At 56.4% G+C, this 25,676-nt stretch carries 24 protein-coding genes; 11 read left to right on the top strand and 13 right to left on the bottom strand.

All coding sequences use genetic code 11. The features are described 5' to 3' along the window. Positions 1 to 23: 23 nt before the first annotated feature. Positions 24 to 923 carry a LysR family transcriptional regulator gene (locus DFO52_RS19855; protein ID WP_029742152.1) on the bottom strand — a complete coding sequence of 300 codons (900 nt, stop codon included), beginning with the start codon at positions 921 to 923 and terminating at the stop codon, positions 24 to 26. Between the two features lie 119 nt (positions 924 to 1,042). Between DFO52_RS19855 and DFO52_RS19850 the strand changes: the two genes are divergently transcribed. Then, a complete protein-coding gene (locus DFO52_RS19850; RefSeq protein WP_133551058.1) occupies positions 1,043 to 1,801 on the top strand; it encodes an SDR family oxidoreductase in 759 nt (252 codons plus the stop codon). A gap of 267 nt (positions 1,802 to 2,068) precedes the next feature. On the opposite strand, the gene DFO52_RS19840 is transcribed toward DFO52_RS19850, so the two are convergent. Further along, the gene (locus DFO52_RS19840) at positions 2,069 to 2,608 is read right to left on the bottom strand and encodes a GNAT family protein (RefSeq protein ID WP_133551049.1); all 540 of its coding nucleotides are present in this window, start codon (positions 2,606 to 2,608) and stop codon (positions 2,069 to 2,071) included. A gap of 148 nt (positions 2,609 to 2,756) precedes the next feature. On the opposite strand from DFO52_RS19840, the gene DFO52_RS19835 reads away from it, so the two are divergent. Next, complete coding sequence (locus tag DFO52_RS19835; RefSeq protein ID WP_032662140.1) at positions 2,757 to 4,346, top strand: STY4199 family HEPN domain-containing protein; 1,590 nt, start codon at positions 2,757 to 2,759, stop codon at positions 4,344 to 4,346. Positions 4,347 to 4,405: 59 nt separating this feature from the next. Here DFO52_RS19835 and DFO52_RS19830 read toward each other — a convergent pair whose 3' ends face one another. The 3 genes from DFO52_RS19830 to DFO52_RS19820 all read right to left on the bottom strand — a co-directional run bounded on the left by DFO52_RS19830 (position 4,406) and on the right by DFO52_RS19820 (position 8,503). Then, positions 4,406 to 6,055 carry an alpha,alpha-trehalase gene (locus DFO52_RS19830; RefSeq protein ID WP_133551048.1) on the bottom strand — a complete coding sequence of 550 codons (1,650 nt, stop codon included), beginning with the start codon at positions 6,053 to 6,055 and terminating at the stop codon, positions 4,406 to 4,408. Between the two features lie 181 nt (positions 6,056 to 6,236). Next, complete coding sequence (gorA, locus tag DFO52_RS19825) at positions 6,237 to 7,589, bottom strand: glutathione-disulfide reductase (protein WP_029740254.1); 1,353 nt, start codon at positions 7,587 to 7,589, stop codon at positions 6,237 to 6,239. 71 nt (positions 7,590 to 7,660) lie between these two features. After that, positions 7,661 to 8,503 carry a 23S rRNA (adenine(2030)-N(6))-methyltransferase RlmJ gene (locus DFO52_RS19820; protein WP_133551047.1) on the bottom strand — a complete coding sequence of 281 codons (843 nt, stop codon included), beginning with the start codon at positions 8,501 to 8,503 and terminating at the stop codon, positions 7,661 to 7,663. Between the two features lie 214 nt (positions 8,504 to 8,717). On the opposite strand from DFO52_RS19820, the gene prlC reads away from it, so the two are divergent. Together prlC and rsmJ are read left to right on the top strand one after the other, a co-directional pair. Next, entirely contained in the window at positions 8,718 to 10,760 is a 2,043-nt protein-coding gene (gene prlC, locus DFO52_RS19815) for an oligopeptidase A (RefSeq protein WP_032662146.1), read from the top strand. A gap of 7 nt (positions 10,761 to 10,767) precedes the next feature. Beyond that, complete coding sequence (gene rsmJ / locus DFO52_RS19810) at positions 10,768 to 11,520, top strand: 16S rRNA (guanine(1516)-N(2))-methyltransferase RsmJ (protein WP_029740252.1); 753 nt, start codon at positions 10,768 to 10,770, stop codon at positions 11,518 to 11,520. A gap of 96 nt (positions 11,521 to 11,616) precedes the next feature. On the opposite strand, the gene uspA is transcribed toward rsmJ, so the two are convergent. Further along, positions 11,617 to 12,054 (bottom strand): universal stress protein UspA, encoded by a 438-nt coding sequence (gene uspA, locus DFO52_RS19805; RefSeq protein WP_003861223.1) that lies wholly within the window; start codon positions 12,052 to 12,054, stop codon positions 11,617 to 11,619. A gap of 283 nt (positions 12,055 to 12,337) precedes the next feature. On the opposite strand from uspA, the gene uspB reads away from it, so the two are divergent. Further along, entirely contained in the window at positions 12,338 to 12,673 is a 336-nt protein-coding gene (gene uspB / locus DFO52_RS19800) for a universal stress protein UspB (protein ID WP_003861224.1), read from the top strand. A gap of 53 nt (positions 12,674 to 12,726) precedes the next feature. Here the strand turns inward: uspB and pitA are convergent, their stop codons facing one another. Then, positions 12,727 to 14,226, bottom strand: coding sequence for an inorganic phosphate transporter PitA (gene pitA, locus DFO52_RS19795; protein ID WP_008503116.1), 1,500 nt, complete (start codon positions 14,224 to 14,226; stop codon positions 12,727 to 12,729). A 228-nt stretch (positions 14,227 to 14,454) separates the two neighbouring features. Between pitA and DFO52_RS19790 the strand changes: the two genes are divergently transcribed. Beyond that, positions 14,455 to 15,651, top strand: coding sequence for an NAD(P)/FAD-dependent oxidoreductase (locus tag DFO52_RS19790; protein WP_133551046.1), 1,197 nt, complete (start codon positions 14,455 to 14,457; stop codon positions 15,649 to 15,651). Positions 15,652 to 15,683: 32 nt separating this feature from the next. Here DFO52_RS19790 and DFO52_RS19785 read toward each other — a convergent pair whose 3' ends face one another. Continuing rightward, positions 15,684 to 16,622, bottom strand: a complete 939-nt coding sequence (locus DFO52_RS19785) for an NAD(P)-dependent oxidoreductase (RefSeq protein WP_133551045.1) — start codon at positions 16,620 to 16,622, stop codon at positions 15,684 to 15,686. After that, positions 16,622 to 17,314, bottom strand: coding sequence for a diguanylate cyclase (locus DFO52_RS19780; protein ID WP_029740246.1), 693 nt, complete (start codon positions 17,312 to 17,314; stop codon positions 16,622 to 16,624). The genes DFO52_RS19785 and DFO52_RS19780 overlap by 1 nt, the downstream gene beginning before the upstream one ends. Before the next feature lie 169 nt (positions 17,315 to 17,483). Here DFO52_RS19780 and DFO52_RS19775 point away from each other — a divergent pair, with 169 nt between their 5' ends. Then, on the top strand, positions 17,484 to 18,221 hold the full coding sequence (locus tag DFO52_RS19775; RefSeq protein WP_133551057.1) for an IclR family transcriptional regulator: 738 nt from the start codon (positions 17,484 to 17,486) through the stop codon (positions 18,219 to 18,221). 37 nt (positions 18,222 to 18,258) lie between these two features. Here the strand turns inward: DFO52_RS19775 and DFO52_RS19770 are convergent, their stop codons facing one another. Further along, entirely contained in the window at positions 18,259 to 19,593 is a 1,335-nt protein-coding gene (locus DFO52_RS19770) for an MFS transporter (protein ID WP_133551044.1), read from the bottom strand. 317 nt (positions 19,594 to 19,910) lie between these two features. Between DFO52_RS19770 and DFO52_RS19765 the strand changes: the two genes are divergently transcribed. Next, positions 19,911 to 20,309, top strand: a complete 399-nt coding sequence (locus tag DFO52_RS19765) for a potassium channel family protein (RefSeq protein ID WP_023309546.1) — start codon at positions 19,911 to 19,913, stop codon at positions 20,307 to 20,309. A gap of 166 nt (positions 20,310 to 20,475) precedes the next feature. Beyond that, entirely contained in the window at positions 20,476 to 21,501 is a 1,026-nt protein-coding gene (locus DFO52_RS19760) for a TerC/Alx family metal homeostasis membrane protein (protein ID WP_024908851.1), read from the top strand. A gap of 60 nt (positions 21,502 to 21,561) precedes the next feature. Here DFO52_RS19760 and DFO52_RS19755 read toward each other — a convergent pair whose 3' ends face one another. Then, entirely contained in the window at positions 21,562 to 22,224 is a 663-nt protein-coding gene (locus DFO52_RS19755) for an HAD family hydrolase (RefSeq protein WP_014885577.1), read from the bottom strand. A gap of 320 nt (positions 22,225 to 22,544) precedes the next feature. Between DFO52_RS19755 and DFO52_RS19750 the strand changes: the two genes are divergently transcribed. Beyond that, a complete protein-coding gene (locus DFO52_RS19750) occupies positions 22,545 to 22,991 on the top strand; it encodes an NlpC/P60 family protein (RefSeq protein ID WP_223862644.1) in 447 nt (148 codons plus the stop codon). Positions 22,992 to 22,996: 5 nt separating this feature from the next. Here DFO52_RS19750 and DFO52_RS19745 read toward each other — a convergent pair whose 3' ends face one another. Further along, a complete protein-coding gene (locus DFO52_RS19745; protein WP_045403298.1) occupies positions 22,997 to 23,791 on the bottom strand; it encodes an SDR family NAD(P)-dependent oxidoreductase in 795 nt (264 codons plus the stop codon). Positions 23,792 to 23,823: 32 nt separating this feature from the next. After that, the gene (locus DFO52_RS19740; RefSeq protein ID WP_032662157.1) at positions 23,824 to 24,705 is read right to left on the bottom strand and encodes a LysR family transcriptional regulator; all 882 of its coding nucleotides are present in this window, start codon (positions 24,703 to 24,705) and stop codon (positions 23,824 to 23,826) included. A gap of 99 nt (positions 24,706 to 24,804) precedes the next feature. Between DFO52_RS19740 and DFO52_RS19735 the strand changes: the two genes are divergently transcribed. Next, positions 24,805 to 25,311 carry a phenolic acid decarboxylase gene (locus tag DFO52_RS19735; RefSeq protein ID WP_024908855.1) on the top strand — a complete coding sequence of 169 codons (507 nt, stop codon included), beginning with the start codon at positions 24,805 to 24,807 and terminating at the stop codon, positions 25,309 to 25,311. Positions 25,312 to 25,676: the final 365 nt, after the last annotated feature.

Below are 25,676 nucleotides of genomic sequence, written 5' to 3'. Positions count from 1 at the left end.
TGTTTTTGAATTATAGCTTGCGGCTAGTCCACGTAAGCTTTTGTGAGTTCGGTAAGCCACTCCATGAACAGATGGACCCGGCGGGAGAGGTTGCGGCGGTGAGGGTAAATCAGGGAGACGGGCATCGGTTCGGCCCGGTATTGCGGGAGGATCTCAATCAGTTTCTTCGCGCGCAGTAAATCGCGCACCCCAACCCGCGGAACCTGAATAATGCCCAGCCCGGCGAGACAGGCAGCCTGGTAAGTTTCCGTGCTGTTGACGGTTAACACCCCGCCCGTTTTTATCCACTGCGTCGCACTGCCGTTATAAAACTCAAAGCCCTGCGGGCGGGTTCCCAGCATCGCAGCGTAGTGGATCACGGCGTGCGAGCCTAAATCGTCCAGGGTTTCCGGATAGCCAAAACGCGTCAGATAATCCGGGCTGGCGCAGTTAATCACCGACAGCTTGCCCAGCGGACGGGCAATCAGCCCTGAATCCTTCAAAGTGCCGACGCGCACCACGCAATCAAACCCTTCGCGAATCACATCCACCAGGCGATCGCTGCTGCTGAGCTCCAGTTCAATGCCCGGATAGTGCTGCAGAAAAGCAGGTAGTTTGGGGATGACTAAATTTCGAGCAACGCCGACGGGCATATCCACGCGCAGCCGACCGCTGATGCTGGAGGGATCGTGCTGAAACATACCGTCGAGTTCATCAAGGTTTGCCAGCAGATCTTTTGCCCGTTCGTAATAGACCATGCCGTCCTGCGTCAGGCTGACGCGGCGCGTGGTGCGGTGCAATAGCTGGGTCCCAAGCCGGTTTTCCAGGGCCTGAATTTGCCGCGAGACGCTGCCTTTCGGCAGGGTTAATGTTTCGGCCGCGCGGGAAAAACTCTCCAGTTCCGCGACGCGGACGAACAACTGCATTGCGTGAATTTTATCCATAGAGGAAGCTCATTGTTGTTTCTGGTGAAACAGTGAAGCGTTTTAACCCATCTTTATTGATTTTCTATCACCTAATAAGCTCTTTCTCAATCTTCTTAACAGCCAAAACGAGGTTTATGATGAGTGAACGTATCGCATTAGTGACGGGTGGTAGCCGTGGTCTAGGTAAAAACGCTGCGTTAAAGCTGGCGGCAGACGGCACGGGAATTGTCCTGACATACAACCGTAGCCAGCAGGAAGCGCTGGATGTTGTGCATGAAATTCAGCAAAAAGGCGTCAACGCAGCGGCATTACAGCTCAACGTCGGGGATATCACGGGTTTTGATCATTTTGCCCGACAGCTTCAGGAAACTCTTAAGACCGTCTGGCAGCGCGAAACCTTTGACTATTTATTGAACAATGCCGGAACGGGTTTATATGCGCCCTATGCCGACACGACGGAAGCCCAGTTTGATGAAGCGTTGAACATTCATTTCAAAGGACCTTTCTTCCTGACCCAGCGCTTGCTGCCGCTGCTTAACGACGGGGGACGTATCCTCAACGTCTCCAGCGGGCTGGCCCGTTTTACCCAGCCGGGCTCAGGGACCTATGCGGCCATGAAGGGAGCGATGGAAGTGCTGACGCGTTATCAGGCGAAAGAGCTGGGCGCGCGCGGGATTTCCGTCAATATCATTGCGCCGGGTGCGATAGAAACCGACTTTGGCGGCGGACGCGTGCGCGACAACGCGGAGCTGAATCAGATGCTGGCCTCGCAGACGGCGCTGGGACGGGTGGGGCTGCCGGACGATATTGGCGATGCCATTGCGGCACTGCTCAGCGATAAGCTGGGCTGGATGAATGCGCAACGTATTGAAGTGTCAGGCGGTATGTTCCTGTGATGCGCGGGCTTAAGGGGAAGGAACCTCTTAAGGAAACCCTTAATATGGATGTGTCTGCATACTGACAGTGATAAAGAACGCAGGCAGCCATAGCCGATAACCCATTTTCATCACGATATTTCTCCAGAGAAAGACCCGGATGTTTTTTTATTAACGCAATGGCCGCTGAAAATATTTCCAGCGAATGACGTTTGATATTCGTTTCCTCTTAATAGCGACACTGAAGAGGAAACGACGTCCGGGAAATATCTGCTAAAAAGCGGTTGGTCAGGAATTATTATTCAGGTATTCCTGCTGTAATAAACCAAATAGCCAGTCATTTTGCCAGCGCCCCGCAAGGTAATAGCTCTCGCGTAATTCACCTTCCAGGCGAAAGCGGGCTTTTTCCAGCAGGCGTCTTGACGCGACATTTCCCGCGGTGACGGTGGCGGTGAGTCGCCGTATACCGCCCTGATGAAAAGCGTAATCGCAAAGTGCTTTCAGGGATTCAAAGCCGTAACCTTTCCCCTGCGCCTCGGGTGCGAAAAGGAAGCCCACTTCGGCGCAGTCCTCCTCCCGATGAATATACCCGGTAACGCCCAGCGGGGCATGTGAGGCGGCGTCACGTACGACGAGACAAAGCCAGTGCGCGCTGCCCGGTGACCAGGGCGTCAGGCGCGAATCAAACGCGTCGCGGATCGCCGCGACGGGGCGGTCTTCCGCCACAAAGCGCATGACGTCGGGGTGCTGCTGGAGCGCCAGAAAAAAGGGCCAGTCTTGTTCCTGCAGGGGCGAACAGGTCAGGCGAGAGGTAATTAAAACCGGCATTCAGTTTCTCCTGAAACATTTTAAATCATTTTAGGGTTGTCACTTTATTTCAACAGAAAGTCAGGTATGGTTAACCGCGTATAAATAAAAAGAAAAAAGGGCGTCTCGTGCCCATTCCGGATGTCTTCGTTGTCGCTTAAGGAAAACAATGACTCTCAGCACATCACACCATATCCGCGAACAGTTTGAACACTGTCTGGCGGTCATTCGCCATGCGTCGGTGGAAATTTTACTCCTTCTGAATGTACATGCTTCTGAGGGAAAAGATCCACGCTGGTTCCTGGAACAACTCGACAGCGCGCGATTAGCTCTGGGCGGCTGGGGAGCCGTTGCGAAAAAACTCAACCTCAATGATGCCGAGATGTCGGAATTTACGCTCCAGCTGCGCCTGCTGCAGCAGCGCGTTCCGCAGTATGAAAGCGGACAGGATGTGAGTGAAAACCAGCTTATTGCGGCGATGCGGTTTGTGACCGCGCTGGAACATCTTCGCCTGCAGCAGCCGCTGTTGACCTACAGCACTGACCTGGCACCGGGAAGCGAACTCCAGCAGCAGCAGGCGCACAAGCAGGTACGCGCGATTGAGCTGATGATTAAAGGGCTCATCCAGCAGGCCTGGCCCGATCAGGTGCGGCTGAACAACCATCTTAAGACCCTGTTTAACGCTGACCGCGTGCGGCGCTGGCTGAAGCTTGGCGAGATCAATGATGTCCTCAGCGGCATGATGTTCAGTGAACTGGCGCAGATGCTGGTGGATAAAAAAGAGTTCAGCCGCTATTACGCTTCGCTGTTCAGCGACCCGTCCATGCTGACGCTGCTGGTTGAACCGCGCAAAACGCTGCAAACCTTCCTCGATGATATTCGGCAAATCCGCAACAGCATCACCGTTCAGAAAACGCTAAGCTCGGCGCAAATCCAGCTGCTGGATAACTACTATGCGCAGATCGCGCGGCCCGTTCAGCGCGCGTTTGAAGAGGGGAGAACGCGCGTCAATCCGGCCGGATTCATGGCGGTAGATGCCAGCGAATTGCATACCTTCTGGGAAAAGGCGCAGAAAATGGATCGGGTCACCGGTGGGGATCTGTTTGAAGTCCGTGACACCATTGAAAAGCCGACCCAGCGCGCGCCGCGTACCCCTGAACAACGCGAGCAGCTCATTTCCGGTGCGCTATGGGGGGCGGTTGGCGTCATGGTGATCGCCATCGTGGCGGGAGGCTTCTGGCTGGTGACCAGCAGCAAACCGCAGCCTGCAACCGCCAGCGCGGCTGAAGCGGCTCCTCCGCAGGAAATGCGCGAGACGCCTTCCTCGCGCGAAACGCTCACGCGGATGGGGGTGACCTGGGACGAGAATAATTTCCGCTCGGCCATCAACCGCAACGATACCCGTGTGACCCTGCTATTTTTGCAGGGCGGCATGGACTGGAAGCTCTCCTGGACCGAAGAGGCGATGTCGGCAGGCTATGACGATGTGCTGGAGCTGATGTTACGCTACCGGCAGAACATGGTGGAAGAGAAGCCGTGTCGTCGCTTCATCAACACGCTCAGCCATGCCATGTCGAACGGCGAGTCTCTGACCTCGGTTCGTAAAGAGTATCTCAAAGCGTTCTGCACCGTGCCTGCCGTGGTGAAACGCCAGCAGCACGATCTCGACATGGCCACACGCCGTGCGCAGTCGCAGCCGGATGCCACCACGAAAAAATGGCAGTCCATTCAGACTGCCATTTATGAGGTGATTCGCTGATCTCTTCTCCCTCTCCCTGTGGGAGAGGGCCGGGGTGAGGGCACCAGACCGCACCCCGCTTAAGGCTCCCCATACAACCCAATCAGCCGCCGCACCACGCCGTTCGTCCAGCCAAAACCGTCCTGCAGCGGATACTCACCCCCGCCACCTTCGCGCGGCGTGCTGCTGGCGATGTGATACTTCTCAATTAGCTTGTGATGCGTCTTATAAAAATGGTTCACCGTATGCAGCCAGCTCCAGGCGATCTCATCGCCCAGCGAGTCGTTGCCGTACTGCTTGAACCCCTGAATCGCCATCCACTGCAGCGGCGCCCAGCCGTTGGGTTTATCCCACTGTTCGCTGGTTTCGTACTCGGTCGCCAGAATTCCGCCCGGGGTCAGCAGCCGCGATTTGACCGCATCAGACAAACGTTCTGCCTGCTCGTGCGTCGCCATTCCAACATACAGCGGCACAATGCTGGCGGCAGAAAACAGCGCCAGCTCTTCGCGTCGCCAGTCGTAATCGCGGTAGCAGCCGCTCTCCTCATCCCACAGATAGCGGTTCACCGCCGCGCGGCGATCGTTGGCTTTCTGGCGGAACGCCTCTGCCGTCTCTTTATCCCCTTTCGACGCCGAGATATTGGCGATAGCGCTTTCCAGCTTGAACAGGAAGGCGTTCAGATCGATGGGGATAAACTGCGTTGTGCGGATGCTGGCGAGCCGCGTCGGATCGCGCAGCCAGCGGGACGAATAATCCCAGCCGGACGCCGCCCCCGCGCGCAGATCGCGGTAAACCTCATTGGGCGGACGACCCGAGTGGCGGGCAGTTTCCACGTCCTCAATCCACGATTCGTCGCGCGGGGTATCACGGTCGTCCCAGTAGCGGTTGAGCAGTGAACCGTCCGGCATGCGTACGGCGCTGCGGTAAGCCTGGTTAAGCAGCAGCGACTCCGCACCGTCCATCCAGAAGGCGTACTCCATTTTGAGGTGATCCAGATAGCGTTTCGCACCGCGCACGCCGTCCTCCTCGAACAGCTCCACCATCAGGGCAAAGACCGGCGGCTGCGAGCGGCTGAGATAATAGGTGCGGTTGCCGTTGGGGATATGCCCGTAGCGTTCAATCAGCCAGGCGAAGTTGTCCGCCATACACTTCAGCAGATCGTTACGGCCACTCTCCGCCAGCCCCAGCATGGAGAAATAGGAATCCCAGTAGTAGGTTTCGCTGAATCGCCCGCCGGGGACTATATAGGCCTGCGGCAGGGCCAGCAGGGAAGACCAGGGAATATGATCCTGTGGCTCGCGCGTCAGCACCGGCCACAGGTTATCAATGTGCTCTTTCAGGGAGAGTCCCGGGTCGGAGACATATTCTGTGCCGTACGTTTCCGGCATCCAGAAGTGGTTCTCCACAAACTGGCGAAGGTCGAAATCCCGATGGCGTCTGACCTTGCGGTAGCGGATCAGGATATCCAGCGGATCCATCTTCGGCGCGCAGTCGGGGAAGGTTTTACTGTCCGCAAACAGCCGCGTCGACTGCACATGCTCGAACAGTTCAAGATAGCGGTCTGCGGGCGTCAACGCATCGGAGGCGGGTAGCCCCTCGATCATTTCGGGTTCCGGCTCCGCCTCAATCATTTCATCCAGTTTCAACTCGCAGGGATCGGTCTCGTAGCGCAGCTCTTCTGCAATCTCGAACTCGATGTTCTCGGTAGCCTGTAGTTTCTGGTTGAACATGGTGATAGGGACCTCCGGTTGTGTGTTCAAAAGACAGGTTTATCCGGGCGTCCTATAAGCGTAGTCATTCGCTTCGGTAGATGGGGAGGGATATGTGCGGTAGATCACTATTTTCGGAGCATTCGTTTTGCAACGATTTATGAATGTTAAAAAAATGCCCCTCCGGGGAGGGGCATCAGGATTAACGCATGGTCACAAACTCTTCCGCGGCCGTTGGGTGGATGGCCACCGTGTTGTCGAAGTCTTTCTTGGTTGCGCCCATCTTCAGCGCCACGGCGAAGCCCTGCAGGATCTCGTCCATGCCGAAACCGATGCCGTGGATACCGACAATCTTCTCTTCCGGACCTACGCAGACCAGCTTCATGCGGCACGGCTGACGGTGAGAGGTGACGGCGGTGTACATCGCGGTAAATGCCGATTTATACACTTTCACCTGGTCGTCGCCGTACTGCTCGCGCGCCTGCGGCTCGGTTAAGCCGACGGTGCCGATTGGCGGGTGGCTGAAGACCACGGTCGGAATGTTGCTGTAGTCCAGATGCTCGTCCGGCTTGTTGTTGAACAGGCGCTCGGAGAGACGACGACCCGCCGCAACGGCGACCGGCGTCAGCTCAACCGCGCCGGTGTTGTCGCCGACCGCATAAATGCCCGGAACGCTGGTGTTCTGGAATTTATCGACGACAATATAGCCTTTTTCATCGGTTTTCACGCCGGTCACGCCCAGGTTGAAGTTATCGTTCGCCGGCTCACGGCCAATCGCCCAGATCAGGCAATCGACGGTCTGGCTGCGGCCATCTTCCAGCTCAAGCGTCAGGCTGCCGTCCGCGTTTTTCACCACCGCTTTTGGCACGGCGTTGGTGTGCAGGGTCGGGCCTTCGGTGTTCATTACTTCAACCAGCGTATCGACAATCAGCGGGTCAAAGCTGCGCAGCGGCGCGTGTTTACGTACGAACAGGTGCGCTTCTGCGCCCAGGCCGTTAATCACGCCGGCCAGTTCCACCGCAATGTAACCCGCGCCAACAACGGCAACGCGCTTAGGCAGGGCAGGCAGCTCGAAGAAACCGTCGGAATCAATGCCGTATTCTACGCCCGGGATGTTCGGGTGGCTCGGACGACCGCCGGTGGCGATCAGGATGCGATCGGCGGTGATCGTCTCGCCGTTCACTTCGATCGTTTTCGCGTCCACAAAGCGGGCGAAGCCGTGGATCACGTCAACGTTATTTTTACCCAGCACGTTGTCGTACGAGGTGTGAATGCGGTCGATGTAGGCGGTACGGCTGGCGATCAGTTTGTCCCAGTCGAAGCGGTTGATGGTGGTGTCAAAGCCGTAGTCCGGGCCATACATATGGATAGCTTCACGGATTTGCGCCGCATGCCACATCACTTTCTTCGGTACACAACCCACGTTCACGCAGGTGCCGCCCAGCGCTTTGGCTTCAATCAGCGCGCACTTCTGGCCGTACATGGCCGCACGGTTGATGGAGGCGATGCCGCCGCTGCCGCCGCCGATTGCGATGTAGTCATAATGCTTAGTCATTGCTTTTGTCCTTAATCGTGAATTGCCGCGATTGTATACCTGAAATCAATAGTTTCCACCGATGGCTGCGATTACTCCGGCACGATCCAACTGACGGTGGCGTGGCCTGTACCCGCTGGCACCAGCGTTTTATGCAGCCACGGCAGCACGTTGTTCATCTGCGCTTCGAGCTTCCACGGCGGGTTGATCACAATCATCCCGGAGGCGGTCATGCCGCGCTGATCGCTGTCAGGGCGTACCGCCAGCTCGATCTGCAGGATCTTGCGGATGCCGGTCACTTCCAGGTCTTTGATCATGCGTTTGATTTGCGCGCGCAGCACCACCGGGTACCACAGGGCATAGGTGCCGGTAGCAAAGCGTTTGTAGCCTTCGTGGATACCGGTCACCACCGCCTGATAGTCGGTTTTGATTTCGTACGGCGGGTCGATCAGCACCAGGCCGCGACGGGAAACCGGCGGCAGTTTGGCCTTCAGCTGCTGGTAACCGTCGGATTTTTCCACGCGGGCGCGGCTGTCTTTCTGGAATTCAGAACGCAGCAGCGGGAAGTCGCTCGGATGCAGCTCGGTCAGCTGGAGGCTGTCCTGCTCGCGCAGCAGCTGACGTGCAATCAGCGGCGAGCCAGGGTAGTAGCGCAGCTGGCCGTTGCGGTTGAAGTGATTCACCACACCGATGTAAGGCTCCAGCTCGGCAGGCAGGTCGTCCTGCTGCCAGATGCGGGCAATCCCTTCCAGATATTCACCGGTACGCTCGGCATGCTCGCCGCTCAGCTGATAACGGCCCGCGCCCGCGTGCGTGTCCAGATAGAGAAACGGCTTCTCTTTCTCTTTGAGCGATTCGATGATCAGGCTCTGAACGGTGTGTTTAAGGACGTCGGCGTGGTTGCCTGCGTGGAAGCTGTGGCGATAACTGAGCATGGATGAATGTGTTCCAGGTAGTAAACGTAGGCCCGATTAGCGTAGCGCCATCGGGCAAAAATAGAGCGTATCGCCACAGTATACAGAAAAGTTTCCACCGCCGCGAAAGCGCAACGTCCGGCATTGAAATCCTCTACACTTAACCCCATTCTAGATCTCATATGCACAGCGCCGGATGCGCGCTTCATTCACCTTTTTCAACAGGACAGCGTTTATGACCAATCCATTACTGACGCCTTTTTCGTTGCCGCCGTTTTCTAAAATCCTCCCTGAGCATGTGGTTCCAGCCGTTACGCAATCGCTGGACAACTGCCGCGCGGCGGTAGAAAGCGTGGTAGCGCAGGGCGCGCCGTACACCTGGGAAAATCTGTGTCAGCCGCTGGCCGAAGTGGACGACGTGCTGGGGCGTATCTTCTCCCCGGTGAGCCACCTGAACTCGGTAAAAAACAGCCCGGAACTGCGCGAAGCCTACGAACAGACGCTGCCGCTGCTCTCTGAGTACAGCACCTGGGTTGGCCAGCACGAAGGGCTGTACAAAGCCTACCGCGACCTGCGCGACGGCGACCACTATGCCGAACTGAACACGGCGCAGAAAAAATCGGTCGATAACGCCCTGCGTGATTTTGAGCTGTCCGGGATTGGCCTGCCAAAAGAGAAGCAGACCCGCTACGGCGAAATCGCCGCGCGTCTGTCCGAGCTGGGCAACCAGTACAGCAACAACGTGCTCGACGCCACCATGGGCTGGACGAAGCTGATTACCGACGAAGCTGAGCTGGCCGGTATGCCGGAAAGCGCGCTGGCGGCGGCAAAAGCCCAGGCCGAAGCGAAAGAGCAGGACGGTTTCCTGTTAACGCTGGATATCCCGAGCTATCTGCCGGTGATGACCTACTGCGACAACCAGGCCCTGCGCGAAGAGATGTACCGTGCGTACAGCACCCGCGCCTCCGATCAGGGGCCGAATGCCGGTAAGTGGGACAACAGCCCGGTAATGGCGGAGATCCTCGCCCTGCGACACGAGCTGGCCCAGCTGCTGGGCTTCGAAAATTACGCCGATAAATCCCTCGCCACCAAAATGGCGGAGAACCCGCAGCAGGTGCTCGACTTCCTGACCGATCTGGCGAAACGCGCCCGTCCTCAGGGTGAGAAAGAGCTGGCCCAGCTGCGCGCCTTCGCGAAAGCGGAGTTCGGCGTGGACGAGCTGCAGCCGTGGGATATCGCGTACTACAGCGAAAAACAGAAGCAGCACCTCTATAGCATCAGCGACGAGCAGCTGCGCCCGTACTTCCCGGAAAACAAAGCCGTTAACGGCCTGTTCGAAGTGGTAAAACGCATCTATGGCATCACCGCCAAAGAGCGTACCGATATCGACGTCTGGCATCCGGACGTGCGCTTCTTCGAGCTGTATGACGAGAAAAACGAGCTGCGCGGCAGCTTCTACCTCGATCTCTACGCGCGTGAGAACAAGCGCGGCGGGGCGTGGATGGACGACTGCGTGGGCCAGATGCGTAAAGCCGACGGTTCTCTGCAGAAGCCGGTCGCCTACCTGACCTGTAACTTTAACCGTCCGGTGAACGGCAAACCGGCGCTGTTCACCCATGACGAAGTGATTACCCTGTTCCACGAGTTCGGTCACGGTCTGCACCACATGCTGACCCGCATCGAAACCGCAGGCGTGGCCGGTATCAGCGGCGTGCCGTGGGATGCGGTCGAGCTGCCAAGCCAGTTTATGGAAAACTGGTGCTGGGAGCCGGACGCGCTGGCGTTTATCTCCGGTCACTATGAGACCGGCGAGCCGCTGCCGAAAGAGCTGCTGGATAAAATGCTGGCGGCGAAAAACTACCAGGCGGCGATGTTCATCCTGCGCCAGCTGGAGTTCGGCCTGTTCGATTTCCGCCTGCACGCCGAGTTTAGCCCGGAGCAGGGCGCGAAAATCCTTGAGACCCTGGCCGAGATTAAAAAGCAGGTTGCCGTTATTCCTGGACCAACCTGGGGCCGCTTCCCGCATGCCTTCAGCCACATCTTCGCAGGTGGCTACGCGGCGGGCTACTACAGCTACCTGTGGGCCGACGTGCTGGCGGCAGATGCCTTCTCTCGCTTCGAAGAAGAGGGGATCTTCAACCGCGAAACCGGCCAGTCGTTCCTCGATAACATCCTGACCCGCGGCGGGTCTGAAGAGCCAATGGTGCTGTTCAAACGCTTCCGCGGACGCGAGCCGCAGCTGGATGCGATGCTTGAGCATTACGGGATCAAAGGCTGATTGTTACGTGAAGATCTGCTTAGTAGATGAAACAGGCGCCGGAGACGGCGCCTTATCTGTTCTGGCGGCCCGCTGGGGGCTGGAGCACGATGAAGAAAACCTGATGGCGCTGGTGATGACGCCGGAGCATCTCGAATTACGCAAGCGCGACGAACCGAAGCTCGGCGGGATTTTCGTCGACTTTGTCGGCGGCGCGATGGCGCACCGGCGCAAGTTCGGCGGCGGTCGCGGCGAAGCGGTGGCCAAAGCGGTCGGCATCAAAGGGAGCTACCTCCCGGACGTGGTCGATGCCACGGCGGGGCTGGGGCGCGATGCGTTTGTGCTGGCGTCAGTCGGCTGTCGCGTGCGGATGCTGGAGCGTAATCCGGTGGTCGCTGCGCTGCTCGACGATGGGCTGGCGCGAGGCTACGCGGACCCGGAAGTCGGCCCGTGGCTGCAGGAACGACTACAGCTGATCCACGCCTCCAGCCTGACGGCATTGACGGATATCACCCCGCGCCCGCAGGTGGTCTATCTCGACCCTATGTTCCCGCATAAGCAGAAAAGCGCGCTGGTGAAGAAAGAGATGCGGGTGTTTCAGTCGCTGGTGGGGCCGGATTTGGATGCCGATGGCCTGCTGGAGCCGGCTCGTCAGCTTGCCACGAAGCGGGTGGTGGTAAAGCGCCCGGACTATGCACCGCCGCTGGCGGACGTTGCGACCACTAACGCGGTGACCACGAAAGGGCACCGGTTTGATATTTATCCGGGTACGCCGGAATAAAAAAGCCGGGTGGCGGCTTCGCCTTACCCGGCCTGTGTCCTCGATCTATCCCCTCTCCCTTTGGGAGAGGGTTAGGGTGAGGGGAGCTTAATGCACTTACTCGTCTTCTTCGTCACGCAGTGGAACAATCAGCATATCCACGTGAACGGTGTTAATCAGCTGGCGCGCTGAAGACATCAGCTTGCTCCAGAAGTCCTGATGGTGACCGCAAACCACCAGGTCCATATCGTATTTCTTGATCGCATCAACCAGCACCTGGCCCAGGTCGCCGCTGCCGCTCAGGGTTTCGGTAATTGGATAGCCCGCGTTGGTGGAGAGTTCGCTCAGAGCGTGGTGAGTCTCTTCGGAAATGCGTTTCTGCATATCGCCAAGATTCACGTCGATCAGACCGGTGTAGAGGTCGGAGTAATTCACGTCAACGTGAATCAGCGAAACTTTCGCGTTGTAGGGACGTGCCATGGATACCGCTTTATCAACCAGCACTTTGCTCTCAGGGGAGAGGTCAACCGCGATGAGAATGTGTTTGTAAGCCATAGTGTTACTCCTTCCTTAAGTTATCGATGACTAAGTGAGAATGCCGTCGTCTGATACTTTCATTACGGCCCAGTTAAACATATTTTTCAAGCTTTGGTGTTGATAACGATTAACCTTGTGGCAAAAAAATTAACGGATCTCCTACACTATTAAATGAGCCGTTCGGATATTAAAACGCGAACCGGATCGACTTTTGGTCATTCTTTCACTGAACTGTCTGTCAGGGCATTGGGGTGCGGTAGCTCAGGAGCCTTGCTTCGTGGGCGGACGCCGGGGAGGATGTATGATTAGCACCGTCGCATTGTTTTGGGCGTTATGCGTGGTTTGCATAGTGAATATGGCGCGCTACTTCTCATCGTTACGTGCGCTGTTAGTGGTACTTCGTGGTTGCGATCCGTTGCTTTATCAGTATGTGGACGGTGGAGGGTTCTTCACCTCGCATGGACAGCCCAGCAAGCAGATGCGTCTGGTGGGATACATCTACTACCAGCGCTACCGCGATCATCACGATGAAGAGTTTATTCGTCGCTGCGAGCGCCTGCGTCGTCAGTTCATTTTGACCAGCGCCCTGTGCGGGCTGGTCGTGGTCAGTATGATTGCATTGATGATTTGGCACTGAGCATAAAAAAAGCGGGTCAGTTTCTGACCCGCTTTTTTGTCGTCTTCAACCGATTAGATCAGCTTCAGCGAAATCCAGTACAAACCGCCAGACAGCAGGATGGATGCCGGAAGGGTGAACACCCAGGCCATCAGAATGTTGGTCACGGTTTTGCGCTGCAGACCGCCACCGTCAACAATCATGGTACCTGCCACGGACGAGGAGAGTACGTGGGTGGTGGATACCGGCATACCGGTGTAGCTCGCCAGACCGATAGACACTGCCGCCGTCATCTGCGCGGACATACCCTGCGCATAGGTCATGCCTTTCTTACCGATCTTCTCGCCGATGGTGGTCGCCACGCGGCGCCAGCCAATCATCGTACCGATACCGAGCGCCAGCGCGACGGCCATGATGATCCAGATTGGCGCGTACTCGATGGTGTTGAGCATATCGCCTTTCAGTTTCTTCAGGAGACGCTGGTCGTCAGCATTCACGTCAGGCAGCTTCGCCACTTTATCCGTCACATCAGAGATGCACAGCATAATGCGACGCAGCTGACCACGCTGCTCAACGGTCAGTTTGTCATAACTTTCGATATTGCCCAGCATGCCTTTCGCACGTTCCAGCGCGTTAATCGCGTTTGCCGGATGGCAGTGGAACTCGCCTGGTGCAGTCGTGGCACCGGCTTCCGGAGAAGGGATTAACTGGTCAACGCCGGTCGCCTTCTTCAGCAGTTCAGGATGCTGCTGGAAGTAGGTTTCGACGTTGTTGACCGCATCGCGGGTACGGGTGATTTCGTAGCCGGAGGCATTCATGTTGACCACGAATCCTGCCGGTGCAACGCCAATCAGTACCAGCATCACCAGACCAATGCCTTTCTGACCATCGTTCGCGCCGTGTGAGAAAGCCACGCCGATAGCGGAAATGATCAGGGCAATACGCGTCCAGAATGGCGGTTTTTTCTTGCCGTCTTTCTTTTCACGCTCTGCCGGCGTCAGGTGAATACGGGAGCGTTTTTTGGTATTGCTCCAGTAACGACGCAGGATGAAGATCAGCCCGCCAGCCACCACCAGACCCACGATAGGGGAGACGATGAGTGAGGCAAAGATCCCCAGTACTTTCGGGATATTTAATGCATCAACAACCGAGGTACCGGTCATGAGGGCATTCGTTAACCCGATACCGATAATCGCGCCGATGAGGGTGTGAGAACTGGATGCAGGCAGGCCAAAATACCAGGTACCGAGGTTCCAGATAATTGCAGCAAGCAGCATTGAGAACACCATAGCGAGGCCATGGCCAGAACTAACGTTAAGCAGCAGATCCGTTGGCAGCATATGCACGATGGCATACGCAACGCTCAGCCCGCCCAGGAGAACACCAAAAAAGTTAAATACCGCCGCCATAACAACCGCAAGCTGCGATCGCATTGCGCGAGTGTAGATAACCGTCGCTACTGCGTTTGCAGTGTCGTGGAAGCCGTTGATCGCTTCGTAAAACAGTACAAAAACCAGAGCAAGCAATAATAAAAGCCCGGTATGTAAATCCAGGCCGGCAAACAAATGTAGCATAGGACGTTACGCCATTTTGAGGACATGAACGCGGCGCATTATCCAGGACAAATGCGCGGCGGGCAAAGTGAAATATAGACTTTTTTTGACATACCACCTGATTTGCGAAAAGCACCAGAAAGGATATTCTTTAAATTTCAATGGAATGCCTTTGTAATATCTTTTTACGCTGGTGTGACCACAGAGGAAACTTTACAATCCGCGGCAGTTAACAAAGAGGGTTTTGACGTGGAAAGGTTTGATGCCGTGGTAATTGGCGCCGGTGCGGCGGGTATGTTTTGTGCGGCAATGGCCGGACAGGCGGGTCGTCGCGTGCTGCTGCTGGATAACGGTAAAAAGCCCGGCCGTAAGATCCTGATGTCCGGCGGCGGGCGCTGCAACTTTACTAATCTGTATGTTGAACCCGCGGCCTATTTGAGCCAAAACCGTCATTTTTGTAAATCTGCGCTGGCGCGCTACACCCAATGGGATTTTATCGGCCTGGTGGGTAAGCACGGCATCGCGTGGCATGAAAAGACGCTGGGGCAGCTGTTCTGCGACGACTCCGCGCAGCAGATTGTCGATATGCTGGTGGCCGAGTGCGAGAAGGGTGGCGTCGTCATGCGCCTGCGCACGGAAGTGCTGGAAGTCGCCCGCGACGACCAGGGCTATACGCTGCAGCTGAACGGTGAAACCGTCAGTGCGGATAGCCTGGTGATCGCCAGCGGCGGCCTGTCGATGCCGGGGCTGGGCGCCTCCCCGTTCGGCTATAAGATTGCCGAACAGTTTGGCCTTAAAGTCTTGCCCACTCGCGCCGGGCTGGTGCCGTTTACGCTGCATAAACCCCTTCTTGAACAGCTTCAGACGCTGTCTGGCGTGTCTGTTCCTTCGGTCATTACCGCCGAAGACGGCACGGTGTTCCGCGAAAATCTGCTCTTTACCCATCGCGGCCTCTCCGGTCCGGCGGTACTGCAAATCTCCAGCTACTGGCAGCCGGGGGAGTTTGTCACGGTGAATCTGCTCCCGGACTGCGATCTCGACGCGTTCCTTAACGAGCAGCGTACCGCGCACCCAAATCAAAGCCTGAAAAACACCCTGGCAATGCAGCTGCCAAAACGTCTGGTGGAATGTTTGCAGGCGCTGGGGCAGATCCCGGACGTGTCGCTCAAGCAGCTTAACAGCCGCGAGCAGGAGATGCTGGTGGAAACCCTGACAAACTGGCGCGTGCAGCCAAACGGCACCGAAGGCTACCGCACGGCGGAAGTGACGCTGGGTGGCGTTGACACGAATGAGCTCTCGTCCCGCACCATGGAAGCGCGCAACGTGCCGGGGCTCTATTTTATTGGCGAAGTGATGGATGTGACCGGCTGGCTCGGCGGGTACAACTTCCAGTGGGCATGGGCAAGTGCCTGGGCGTGTGCTCAGGCGCTGGCAGAAGACAAGTGACATAAGAGCACAGCCACTCGTCGCGGTTGGCTTTATGGGCTGACGGTGGTTACGTCCGTCACAGCAAGAATATTGCTCGCGGCCACGGTCCCCATCTTGATATATGACGCTGCGGTAACGCCGCCAATATGCGGTGAAATAACCACGTTTTCTACGGACTGCCACAGGTGCGGCGCGGTCATCGGCTCGCGGGTAAAGCTGTCCAGCGCGGCGCTGTGCAGCGTGCCATCCCTGAGCGCCGCCAGTAACGACTCATCGTGGATCAGTCCACCGCGTGCCGTATTGACCAGAATCGCGTTCCGCTTGCAGTGTGCGAGCGTCTGGCTATTGATCATCCCCCGATTCTCATCTGTCAGCGGACAGTGCAAAGAGATGACATCGGAACGGGAAAGAAGTCCGTTCAGCGTTTCTGCGCGTTCGCACAGGGCAGGCATGGTCTTAGCATAGGGATCGTAAGCCAGCACCTTCATGCCGAAAGCGTGGCCAATAGTCGCCACGCGCGAGCCGATAGCACCCAACCCAATTAGCCCTAGCGTTAAGCCCTCCAGTTCAATGGATTTATGCGTCGCCTTATCCCAGTGCCCGTCTCGCAGCCGCTTGTCCAGAGGCACCACTGACTTTGCGGAGGCGAGGATCAGCGCCCAGGTATGTTCAGCCACTGCCGCCGCGTTTGCGCCTGGCGCAGCCCGGACGGCGATGTTGCGCTCGGCCGCTGCCGTCTGGTCTATCACATCGATCCCGCTTCCGTGCTTGGAAATAACCTGCAGAGCCGGGGCGGCATCCATGACCTTCGCGGTGATCCTGCCGTAACGTACAAGGATCGCCACAGGATTGTGTCGTTTACACAGCGCGATCAGGTCATCTTCTGTGGGCTGGCGGCCCGCAAACACTACCTCAAAGCCCTGTAACATGACCATGGCCTGCTCCGCCAGGTCGCTTCCGGTAACCAGAACTACGTCTTTGCCGCCCATTACAGCGTCTCCCCGTCGTTCAACATACCTGCCTTACGAAGCGCGTCATCAAGCCAGCGTGGACGTAAATCGCCTTCACGGATGGCAGCAAGACGCCGGGTCTCCATCTCCAGCTTTTCTTTTGCCAGAGCGATAACCTCCTGAACCTCATCTCGCGGGATAACGACCACGCCGTCGATATCCGCGACAACCAGATCCCCGGCCTGAACCGTCGCCCCGGCGACTGAAATGGGATGATTAACCCGGCCAGAAATTAACTTTGTCGGGCCGCAGGGGTTCAGACCGGCAGAAAAGACGGGGTAGTGACCTTTGCTCAGGGTATCGGCGTCACGTACAGCGCCATCAATAATAATGCCCGCAATGCCGCTCGCCTGAGCCTGAGTGGCCATGATTTCCCCAAGCAGCGCGCAGCTCAGGTCGCCTTTGCCATCGACGATCAGGACATCGCCGGGCTGCGCCACCGCCATCGCGGCATGAATCGCCAGATTATCACCCGGACGGACTTCAACGGTGATGGCCGGACCCGCTACGGACATGTGTGGGGCCAGCGGTTTGATGCGGCCATGAAGCGTACCGCGGCGACCGGCCACGTCGGCCAGAATAGCCGCCTGATACTCGGCAGCCCGACGAACGTCCTCGGCAGAAACGCGCTCGAAATGGCGATTAATCGGTTTTTTTTCAGTAACGGACATAAATGCCTCCATATTGTTTTACTGAGTACAATGCAGGTGTACAGAACAAAACAACTATAGCGGTGTTGCTTTCCTTTTAGCCAGACCCGAGGTGGCGTTTGTGATGTAAACACGAAGTGACTCACAAAATTTGAGGTACACTCACTGCCGGGCTAACAAGGAGATAATGATGGGGAATGAAGGCGTTGTAGCGGTTGAAAAAGCGCTGGCTTTACTGGATTGCTTCCGTCCTGGGGATGAGAGCCTGACGCTGACCGCGCTGGCACAGCTGTCGGGTTATCACAAAACCACGGTTTACCGCTTGATGAATTCTCTTGAACGGATGAATTACGTCGTCAGGCATGAAGACGGCAATTATGCGCTGGGCCCACGTCTGCTTTACCTCGGCAAGCTGTATGAACAATCTTTCCATCTTTCCCGGGTGGTTCAGCCAGAGCTTCAGGCCTTATCCCTGGCGTCTCAGGAGAGTGCCAGCTGGTATGTGCTGGAGGGAGGGCAGCGGCTTTGCCTGTTTCGCGCTGAAGCGTCGCATGGCCTGCGACACAGCAATCTTCCCGGCAGCCAGTTCCCGCTCGATAATTCGGCCATCAGTAAGGTATTGCGTCATTGGGGGCTCAATGAAAGCCTGCCGGAGGAAGAGGCTGAACTCCCATTCTACACGTCAGGCGCACGCGATCCCCACACCGCTGCGTTTGCGATGCCTGTCTTCGGCGTTCACGACAAGCTGGTTGCGGCGTTAGCCCTGACCGGCCCCATCTCGCGGCTGACGGAAGATCGTCGTGAGAAGGAGATAGGGCAGTTGATGAAGGCGGCCGCAAGCCGTCTGTCGCAGAAAATGGGCGCCAGTAAGCCCTTCTGTCAGCAGTTCTTTGGTGAAACGAGCGACGCGGCGGAAGAAAATCTTTAAACGCCGAAGCGGGACAAATGTCCCGCTTCTGTCATCGTTAATGCGTGACCTGTTTTTCGTGTAGCTGAGCGCGGCGGGCCTGCCGGCCCATAATGAGCACCGCGATGCCCCCAGCCACGCACAGCGCGGCCAGCGGAAGCATAGCCAGCGTGTAGCTGCCCGTTCGCTCATTGATAATGCCGTACGCGTTTACCATCACCGCCCCGCCTATCAGGTTTGCGATGGCGCCAATCGCGGCCAGTCCCGCCGCTGCTGAGGTACTGCTCATCCAACCGGACGCCAGCGCCCAGAAAGGCCCTTTCATTGAATAAGCGCCTATCAGCATAATGCTGAGGATAACGATCGTGGCAGACAGCGAGACGCTTACAAAGGCGGCGAACACGCCGGCGGCAATCATGAACAGCGTGAGTGCGGTATGCCAGCGGCGTTCGTTGGTACGATCGGAATTCCGTCCCCATACAATCATCAGAACCGATGCCAGACCGTAAGGAATGGCGTTAAACAGACCTGTCTCCAGGTTATCGAGATGGAAGGATTTCAGCAGTTGAGGAGACCAGACGCTGATGGTGGTGCCCGCGGAAGATGCACCCGCGTAAATCAGCGCCATCAGCCAGATTTGGCGATGCTTTAGCAACTGCCACGTCGTCTGGTGTCCAATGTTCTTTTGCTGGCTACGCTCGGTCTCAAGCGTGGTTTCCAGCCACTTTTTCTGTTCATCACTGAGCCATTTCGCCTGATGAGGGCGATCCCGGAGAATAAACCAGGCTGCAATACCCAGCAGCACCGCCGGCAAGCCTTCAATGATGAACAGCAGATGCCAGCCGCGAAGGCCCAGCCAGCCATCCAGTGACAGTATCAACCCGGAAAGCGGGGAGCCGATGAAGTTAGCGAGCGGGATGGCGACCATAAAGGACGCAATAATGCGTGCGCGGTAGCGGGACGGGATCCACCAGGTCAGATACAGCACGACGCCCGGGAAGAAGCCCGCCTCTGCAGCACCGAGAAGAAAACGGACGATATAGAGCGACGTGGTGTTCTGCACCAGGGCCATACACATGGAGACGATGCCCCAGCTGATCATAATGCGCGGGATCCACAGCCGGGCGCCGACTTTCTGCATGGCCAGGTTGCTGGGTACCTCAAACAAAAAATAGGCCACGAAGTAAAGGCTGCTGGCGAAGCCAAACGCGGCTTTACTGAGGCCAAGGTCCTCATTCATCTGCAGCGAAGCCATGCCGATATTCCCGCGATCGATAATGGAGACCAGGTAACTGACAATCAGAAACGGGAGAATACGCCAGATCACCTTCCGCATCGTCTCTCTTTCTATGTCCTCGGTGGCGGTCGCGCCGTTACGTAAATGTTCTGTCATTGTGTCCTCGCAGGGTTTGTTCTTTGTTTTATTAGGTACAACTAAGTTTTATTAAACAAAACCACTATAGCGACGGCGCGTTATTTTTATCCAGTTAATGGAAGGTTTAAATGATGTAAATAAGAGGTGACTCACAGATAGTGCGCTTCAGATATATCGTTCACAGCAGCCGAACCAGTGGCAAAGAGGAGGTTCTGTAATGGAAATAATCACGCAACGCAATTATTGCACCAACTTTTCCTCGCCGTTCAACTAAGCTTCGACCGGGTGCCCCGCCGCGTTAGCGGGGCCATATTCCTTTTGGTCGAGCACGCATCATGCAGCTACTCAGTATTATTATTTTGCTTACCCTAACCGTGGTGATCCATTCGCTGTGGATGTTTGGCGTTTTAAAATTCATCAAATTAGAAGTCGATTCTGCGGTACGCATCGTGTTACGCAACGTCGGTATCGTCATCTCCATGATCTTCGCCCACCTTCTTGAGGCCGGACTGTTTGCTGCGTTTTATTTTGTCATCGACGCGTTTAATGACTGGAACACCAGCTTCTATTTTTCACTGGTCAGCTACGCCACCGTGGGATACGGCGACGTCACGTTACCCCAGCACTGGCGGCTCATCGGCGGTGTGGAAGGGCTGGTGGGCGCGTTGATGGTGGGCTGGTCCGTGGCGGTTCTGGTGGCGGTGCTACAGCGTTTGCGCGGCATGAGCGCCTAAACGGCAGATGCGCGATCCCCGCCTGGTAAGGTAAAGTACTCCTCCTTGCGCGGCCTGAAGGCCGCGAATTTGAGGGCGAAGAGGCTGATTAACGGCCCGCCCTTTTCTGTTCCTGGTTTACGCCAGTTTGCATGGTGTTGTGTTTTGTCTGCCAAAAGGGTTTTGTATGTCTGCTGCTCATCTCGGTTTCCCGACGGAAACCGTTGTTGTCTTTGTGGTGATGGCCGTTGGGGCGATGTTTATCGACCTCTTTATGCACCGTCACGATAAACCCGTCTCGCTGAAAAGCGCGGCGATGTGGTCCATTTTCTGGGTCATGATGGCGATGGCCTTCGCCGGATTCCTGTATGTTCACCACGGCGCCGAGATGGCGAGCCTGTTCCTCACCGGCTATGCGCTGGAAGAGGTGCTCTCCGTCGATAACCTGTTCGTGATGATGGCGATCTTCGCCTGGTTCGGCGTGCCGGATAAGTACCGTCACCGCGTGCTCTACTGGGGCGTGCTGGGGGCGATTGTCTTCCGTGGCATCTTTGTGGCTATCGGCACCAGCCTGTTAAGCCTGGGGCCGTACGTTGAGGTGATCTTCGCGCTGGTCGTCGGCTGGACGGCGGTGATGATGCTCAGGCGCAATGAAGAGAGCGACGAAGTGGAAGATTACTCGGGTCATCTCGCCTATCGCCTGGTGAAGCGCTTCTATCCGGTCTGGCCGAAAATCAGCAGCAACGCCTTTATTCTGACGCAGAAAGAGGTGGATGCGGAGCTTGAAAAGCCGGAAAACCAGGACGTGATGGTCGGACGCGTGAAGAAGGCGAAGCGCTATGCGACGCCGCTGCTGCTTTGCGTAGCCGTCGTCGAGCTCTCTGACGTCATGTTCGCGTTTGACTCCGTGCCGGCCATTATTGCCGTGAGCCGCGAGCCGCTGATTATCTACAGCGCCATGATGTTCGCGATTCTCGGCCTGCGTACGCTTTACTTCGTGCTGGAAGCGCTGAAGCAGTATCTGGTGCACCTCGAGAAAGCCGTGGTGCTGCTGCTGTTCTTCGTGGCGTTCAAGCTGGGGTTAAATGCCACCGACCACTTCTGGCATCACGGTTACAGCATTGGCGCCACGGCCAGTCTGTTTGTGGTGCTTGGCGTGCTGGCGCTGGGGATTATAGCGAGCGTGATGTTCCCGGGGAAACGTGAGGCCTGATGTACCGCTTTTCTCCCTCTCCCTGTGGGAGAGGGCCGGGGTGAGGGCGCCAGTCCGCACCTAACCCTTAATCGGTGAATTCCGACGCTTGCGCGGGTGGTGGAAGTGCCGCCAGTGCGGATCCTGCGCCGCCGCCAGCAGCTCGTGGTCGCCGCGGGTGTCTCCCCAGGCGCGCAGGTGATAGGCGTTCAGATCGCCATACACTTTTTCCAGCCTCGCCACCTTCTGGGCGCAGCGACAGTTATTGCCCGTAATGCGCCCCGTCAGCTTGCCGTCTTTCACTTCCAGCTGCGTGCCAATCAGCTTAATGCCGAGCTTATCAGCCCACGGCTGGAGCACCAGCGCCGGGGATGCGGAACAGATGGTCACCTCCGCACCGGAATTTACCTCAGCCGCCACCGCCAGAACCCCTTCAGGGCGCATCAGCTTGTTCCAGTATTTTTCGCAAAAGGCTTCCGCCTGCTGGCGCAGCCAGTGTTCATCCACGCCCGTCAGGAACGTTTTAATCAGCACTTCCTTCAGCTCATCGCGCGTCAGCTTGCGACGCACGCAGTGGAGCGTGGGCAGCGCCATGCGCACCAGGCGGCCCGCGAAGTAGCGTTTGCCAAAGGCAAAACGCAGGAAAGGAATAAAGCTGTCGTGGTGCGTTAATGTCCCGTCAAAGTCAAAGACAGAGAGCACGCTGGATTTTGCCACCGTCTCGTCGGCAATCATATTGGTCATAAATACGTCTTAGCTGAAATACACATTCTGCGGATCAGTTTACCTGCTTTAGCTGGACAGTCCTTATATCACCACTCTTTTTTTCTCGATCTTGCGATCTCAAAGTGAATCCATTTTTGGCCTCGATAACAATTGGTGAAAAAACGAACTGTCTATGTTATCGCCACATCGCAAGATATTTAGGGGAACCATTGGGCCCCACAGGTAAGGAAAAACTCACTCACTACTTCTTTCTTGATATGACTCTTAGATCGCTTATTTCAATCCTCACGTTAAGTTTTGCTTCGTTTTCTGCGTTCAGCTTTCAACTTCCAGCGTCGATGCTATCGATGAACAGTGAGCTGGCAGCATCACCGGCGAAATCTGCGCTGGTGCATCAGGAAACAGGCCCGCTGCGCTCGCGTATTCTCGACCAATACCAGAAGTGGAAAGGCACCCAGTACCGGTGGGGCGGAACTACGCATCGCGGGGTGGATTGCTCCGCGCTCATGCAGCACCTGTTCACCGATGCGGCGCATCTTAATTTGCCGCGCACGACGAGTGAACAGATCCATCGCGGCGTGCAGGTCGCGCAATACCGCCTGAGAGCCGGCGATCTGGTCTTCTTCCAGACGGGCCCGAACCGCAAGCACGTCGGCGTTTATATTGGCAAAAACCAGTTTATTCATGCCTCAACCAGTCAGGGCGTAACGGTTTCAACCCTGACGGATGATTACTGGCAAGCACACTACATTACCGCCCGTCGCATTGCAGGCAGCGCGGCCTGACAGCATCAGATAATGTCATCCACGACGCCACCGTCGACGCGCAGCGCCGCGCCCGAGGTGGCGGAGGCCTGGGTCGAACAGACATAAATCACCATATTAGCCACCTCTTCAACCGTTGCCGCACGCTGGATAACCGAGCTGGGGCGGTTGGCCATCACAAACTCTTTCGCCAGCTGTTCCAGCGATTTGCCGGTTTTTTCGATTTCATCTTTCATCATCTCTGCGAAACCGTCTGACATCGTCGGGCCCGGCAGCACGCTGTTGACCGTCACGCCGCTCCCCGCCACGAACTTCGCCAGCCCGCGCGCCAGCGAGAGCTGCGCCGTTTTGGTCACGCCGTAGTGGATCATATCCGCCGGAATATTGCAGGCCGACTCGGAGGAGATAAACACCACGCGTCCCCAGCCTTTCTGCACCATACCCGGTAGCAGGGCGCGGGACAGACGCACGCCGGACATCACGTTGGTCTGCCAGTAACGCTCCCAGGTCTCATCGTCGGTGGCATAGAAATCCTGCGGACCGTAAATCCCGGCGTTGTTGACCAGAATATCGACGTTATTCGCTACCTTCAGAAGCGACTCGACCCCTTCCGCCGTGCTGAGGTCGGCAATCGCGGCGCGCACCTGTACGCCCGGCACCACCTGCTGGAGCTGCTGAATGCCTTTATTCACCGATTCCGTGCTGCGGCCATTGACGATCACTTCCGCACCGCTTTCTGCCAGACCTCTGGCAATGGCGAACCCGATCCCGCCGGTTGAGGCGGTCACCAGCGCCACTTTCCCCGCAAAGTCGATTTTCATCATCTGCTCCTTCTCGTTTAAACGTTCGGACCTTAAAGCGTAGCAGGTGAGGATGACGGCTCCTGGCTAAAAAGGCGCAACAGCGTCTCAACCTGCTCATCAAGCGGGGCGAGGGAACGCTTTACAATCAGGTGAAGCGGCGTTGCCCTGCGCGCGCCGTGGCTCAGCGGCAGGCGCTTCAGTACGCCCTGATCCAGCTGGGTCTGGATGCGTTCCTCTGGCAGCCAGCCGTAGCCGACCTGAGAGACGACGGCCTCAATAGCGGCATCGATGGTGGAGAAGGTCCACGACTCGCCGGCAGCACGCGCGGCGGGCTGACTGTCCGCAATCTGGATGAGCGGCCACGGGCGCAGCATCTCATCATTTAGCGGCGCGTCGAGGTGAAACAGGGGATGCCGGGAATGGGCCACGGCAACAAAGTCGATATTCATCAGCCATTCGCCGAGCCCGGTAATGTCCTGGCGGCGGGTTAAGACCATCACATCGGCTTCGTCGTTAATGGCGTCGGCGCGGGTATTTTCCAGCACCTCTGTCAGACGAACCTGAGTCTGCGGATACTGCTGCTGGAACTGACGAAGAATAGCGAACAGGCGGCGGCGCGGGAAAATGGAATCCACCACCAGATCTAACCTCGTGCGCATCCCGTTGCGAAGGGTCGCTGCTCGCGTCTCAACGTACGAAAACGCTTTCAGCAGCGGTTTAACCTGGTTGAGAAGAAGCTCTCCGGCCGGAGTTAACACCGCTCGTCGCCCCTCCGGGACCAGGAGCGCCACGCCGAGCCGCTCCTGCAGCAGCGACAGGTTATAGCTCACCGAGGACTGGCTGCGGTGGGTTTCTTCCGCGGCTTTGGCGAAGCTGCCCGCTTCCACCACTCTTTCCAGTAAAGCCCATTGTTCCAGCGTCGTCTTATGCATAATTTATCTAAAATTTGGATGAATTTGATTAAAACATAGCGTTATTCATTCATTTTTTGAAGGGGTACGATCGTCTCATCAAAACAAAGGAGACATCTTATGAACACCTTCGACAAACACGACTTAAGCGGCTTTGTTGGTAAACATCTTGTATATACCTACGATAACGGCTGGAACTACGAGATTTACGTAAAAAATGAGACTACGCTTGATTACCGTATTCACAGCGGTCTTGTAGCCAACCGTTGGGTGAAAGATCAGCAGGCTTATATTGTGCGGGTAGGCGAGAGCATCTATAAAATTTCCTGGACCGAGCCAACCGGTACCGACGTCAGCCTGATTGTGAACCTGGGCGACAAACTGTTCCACGGCACCATCTTCTTCCCACGCTGGGTCATGAACAATCCGGAAAAAACCGTCTGCTTCCAGAACGACCATATTCCGCTGATGAATAGCTATCGCGATGCGGGCCCGGCGTATCCAACTGAAGTGATTGATGAATTTGCTACGATCACCTTTGTGCGCGACTGCGGTGCGAATAATGAAAGCGTTATTGCCTGTGCAGCCAGTGAATTGCCGAATGATTTTCCTGCTAATCTTAACTAAGCGCGACAGTTGATTCCGCGACAATTGATATTAATAAAAAGTTCCCGGAGGATGACGGAATTTCCACTCAAACCTCCGGGATTTTTATTTTGGTTGAGTGTTCATTTACTTTTCTTATAATTTCACTGTAAACAAAATGAAATAGTAGAGTAATCGTTGTGAGTCCACCCACAAAAAAAGAAAAAAATAGTAAGAATGACTATCTTGCTGTTGTAAAACGATTTTCTATTCTCTTTTATGTGCTGTTTCCCTTCTGCTTTTCACCTGTCTTAATTTTTTCCTAAGAAAACGACGTTACTTTTGCTTCAGTTGATGGTTTGTTGACATAACTGTAATAGCGACTTAATTTTATTTGGTCTTTATTT

Origin of the sequence: Enterobacter sp. AG326, from assembly GCF_004362415.1 — a bacterium.
Lineage (GTDB): Bacteria > Pseudomonadota > Gammaproteobacteria > Enterobacterales > Enterobacteriaceae > Enterobacter > Enterobacter asburiae.
The sequence above is the reverse complement of the archived record's forward strand: the minus strand, read 5'-3'. Positions and strand labels throughout refer to the sequence as shown.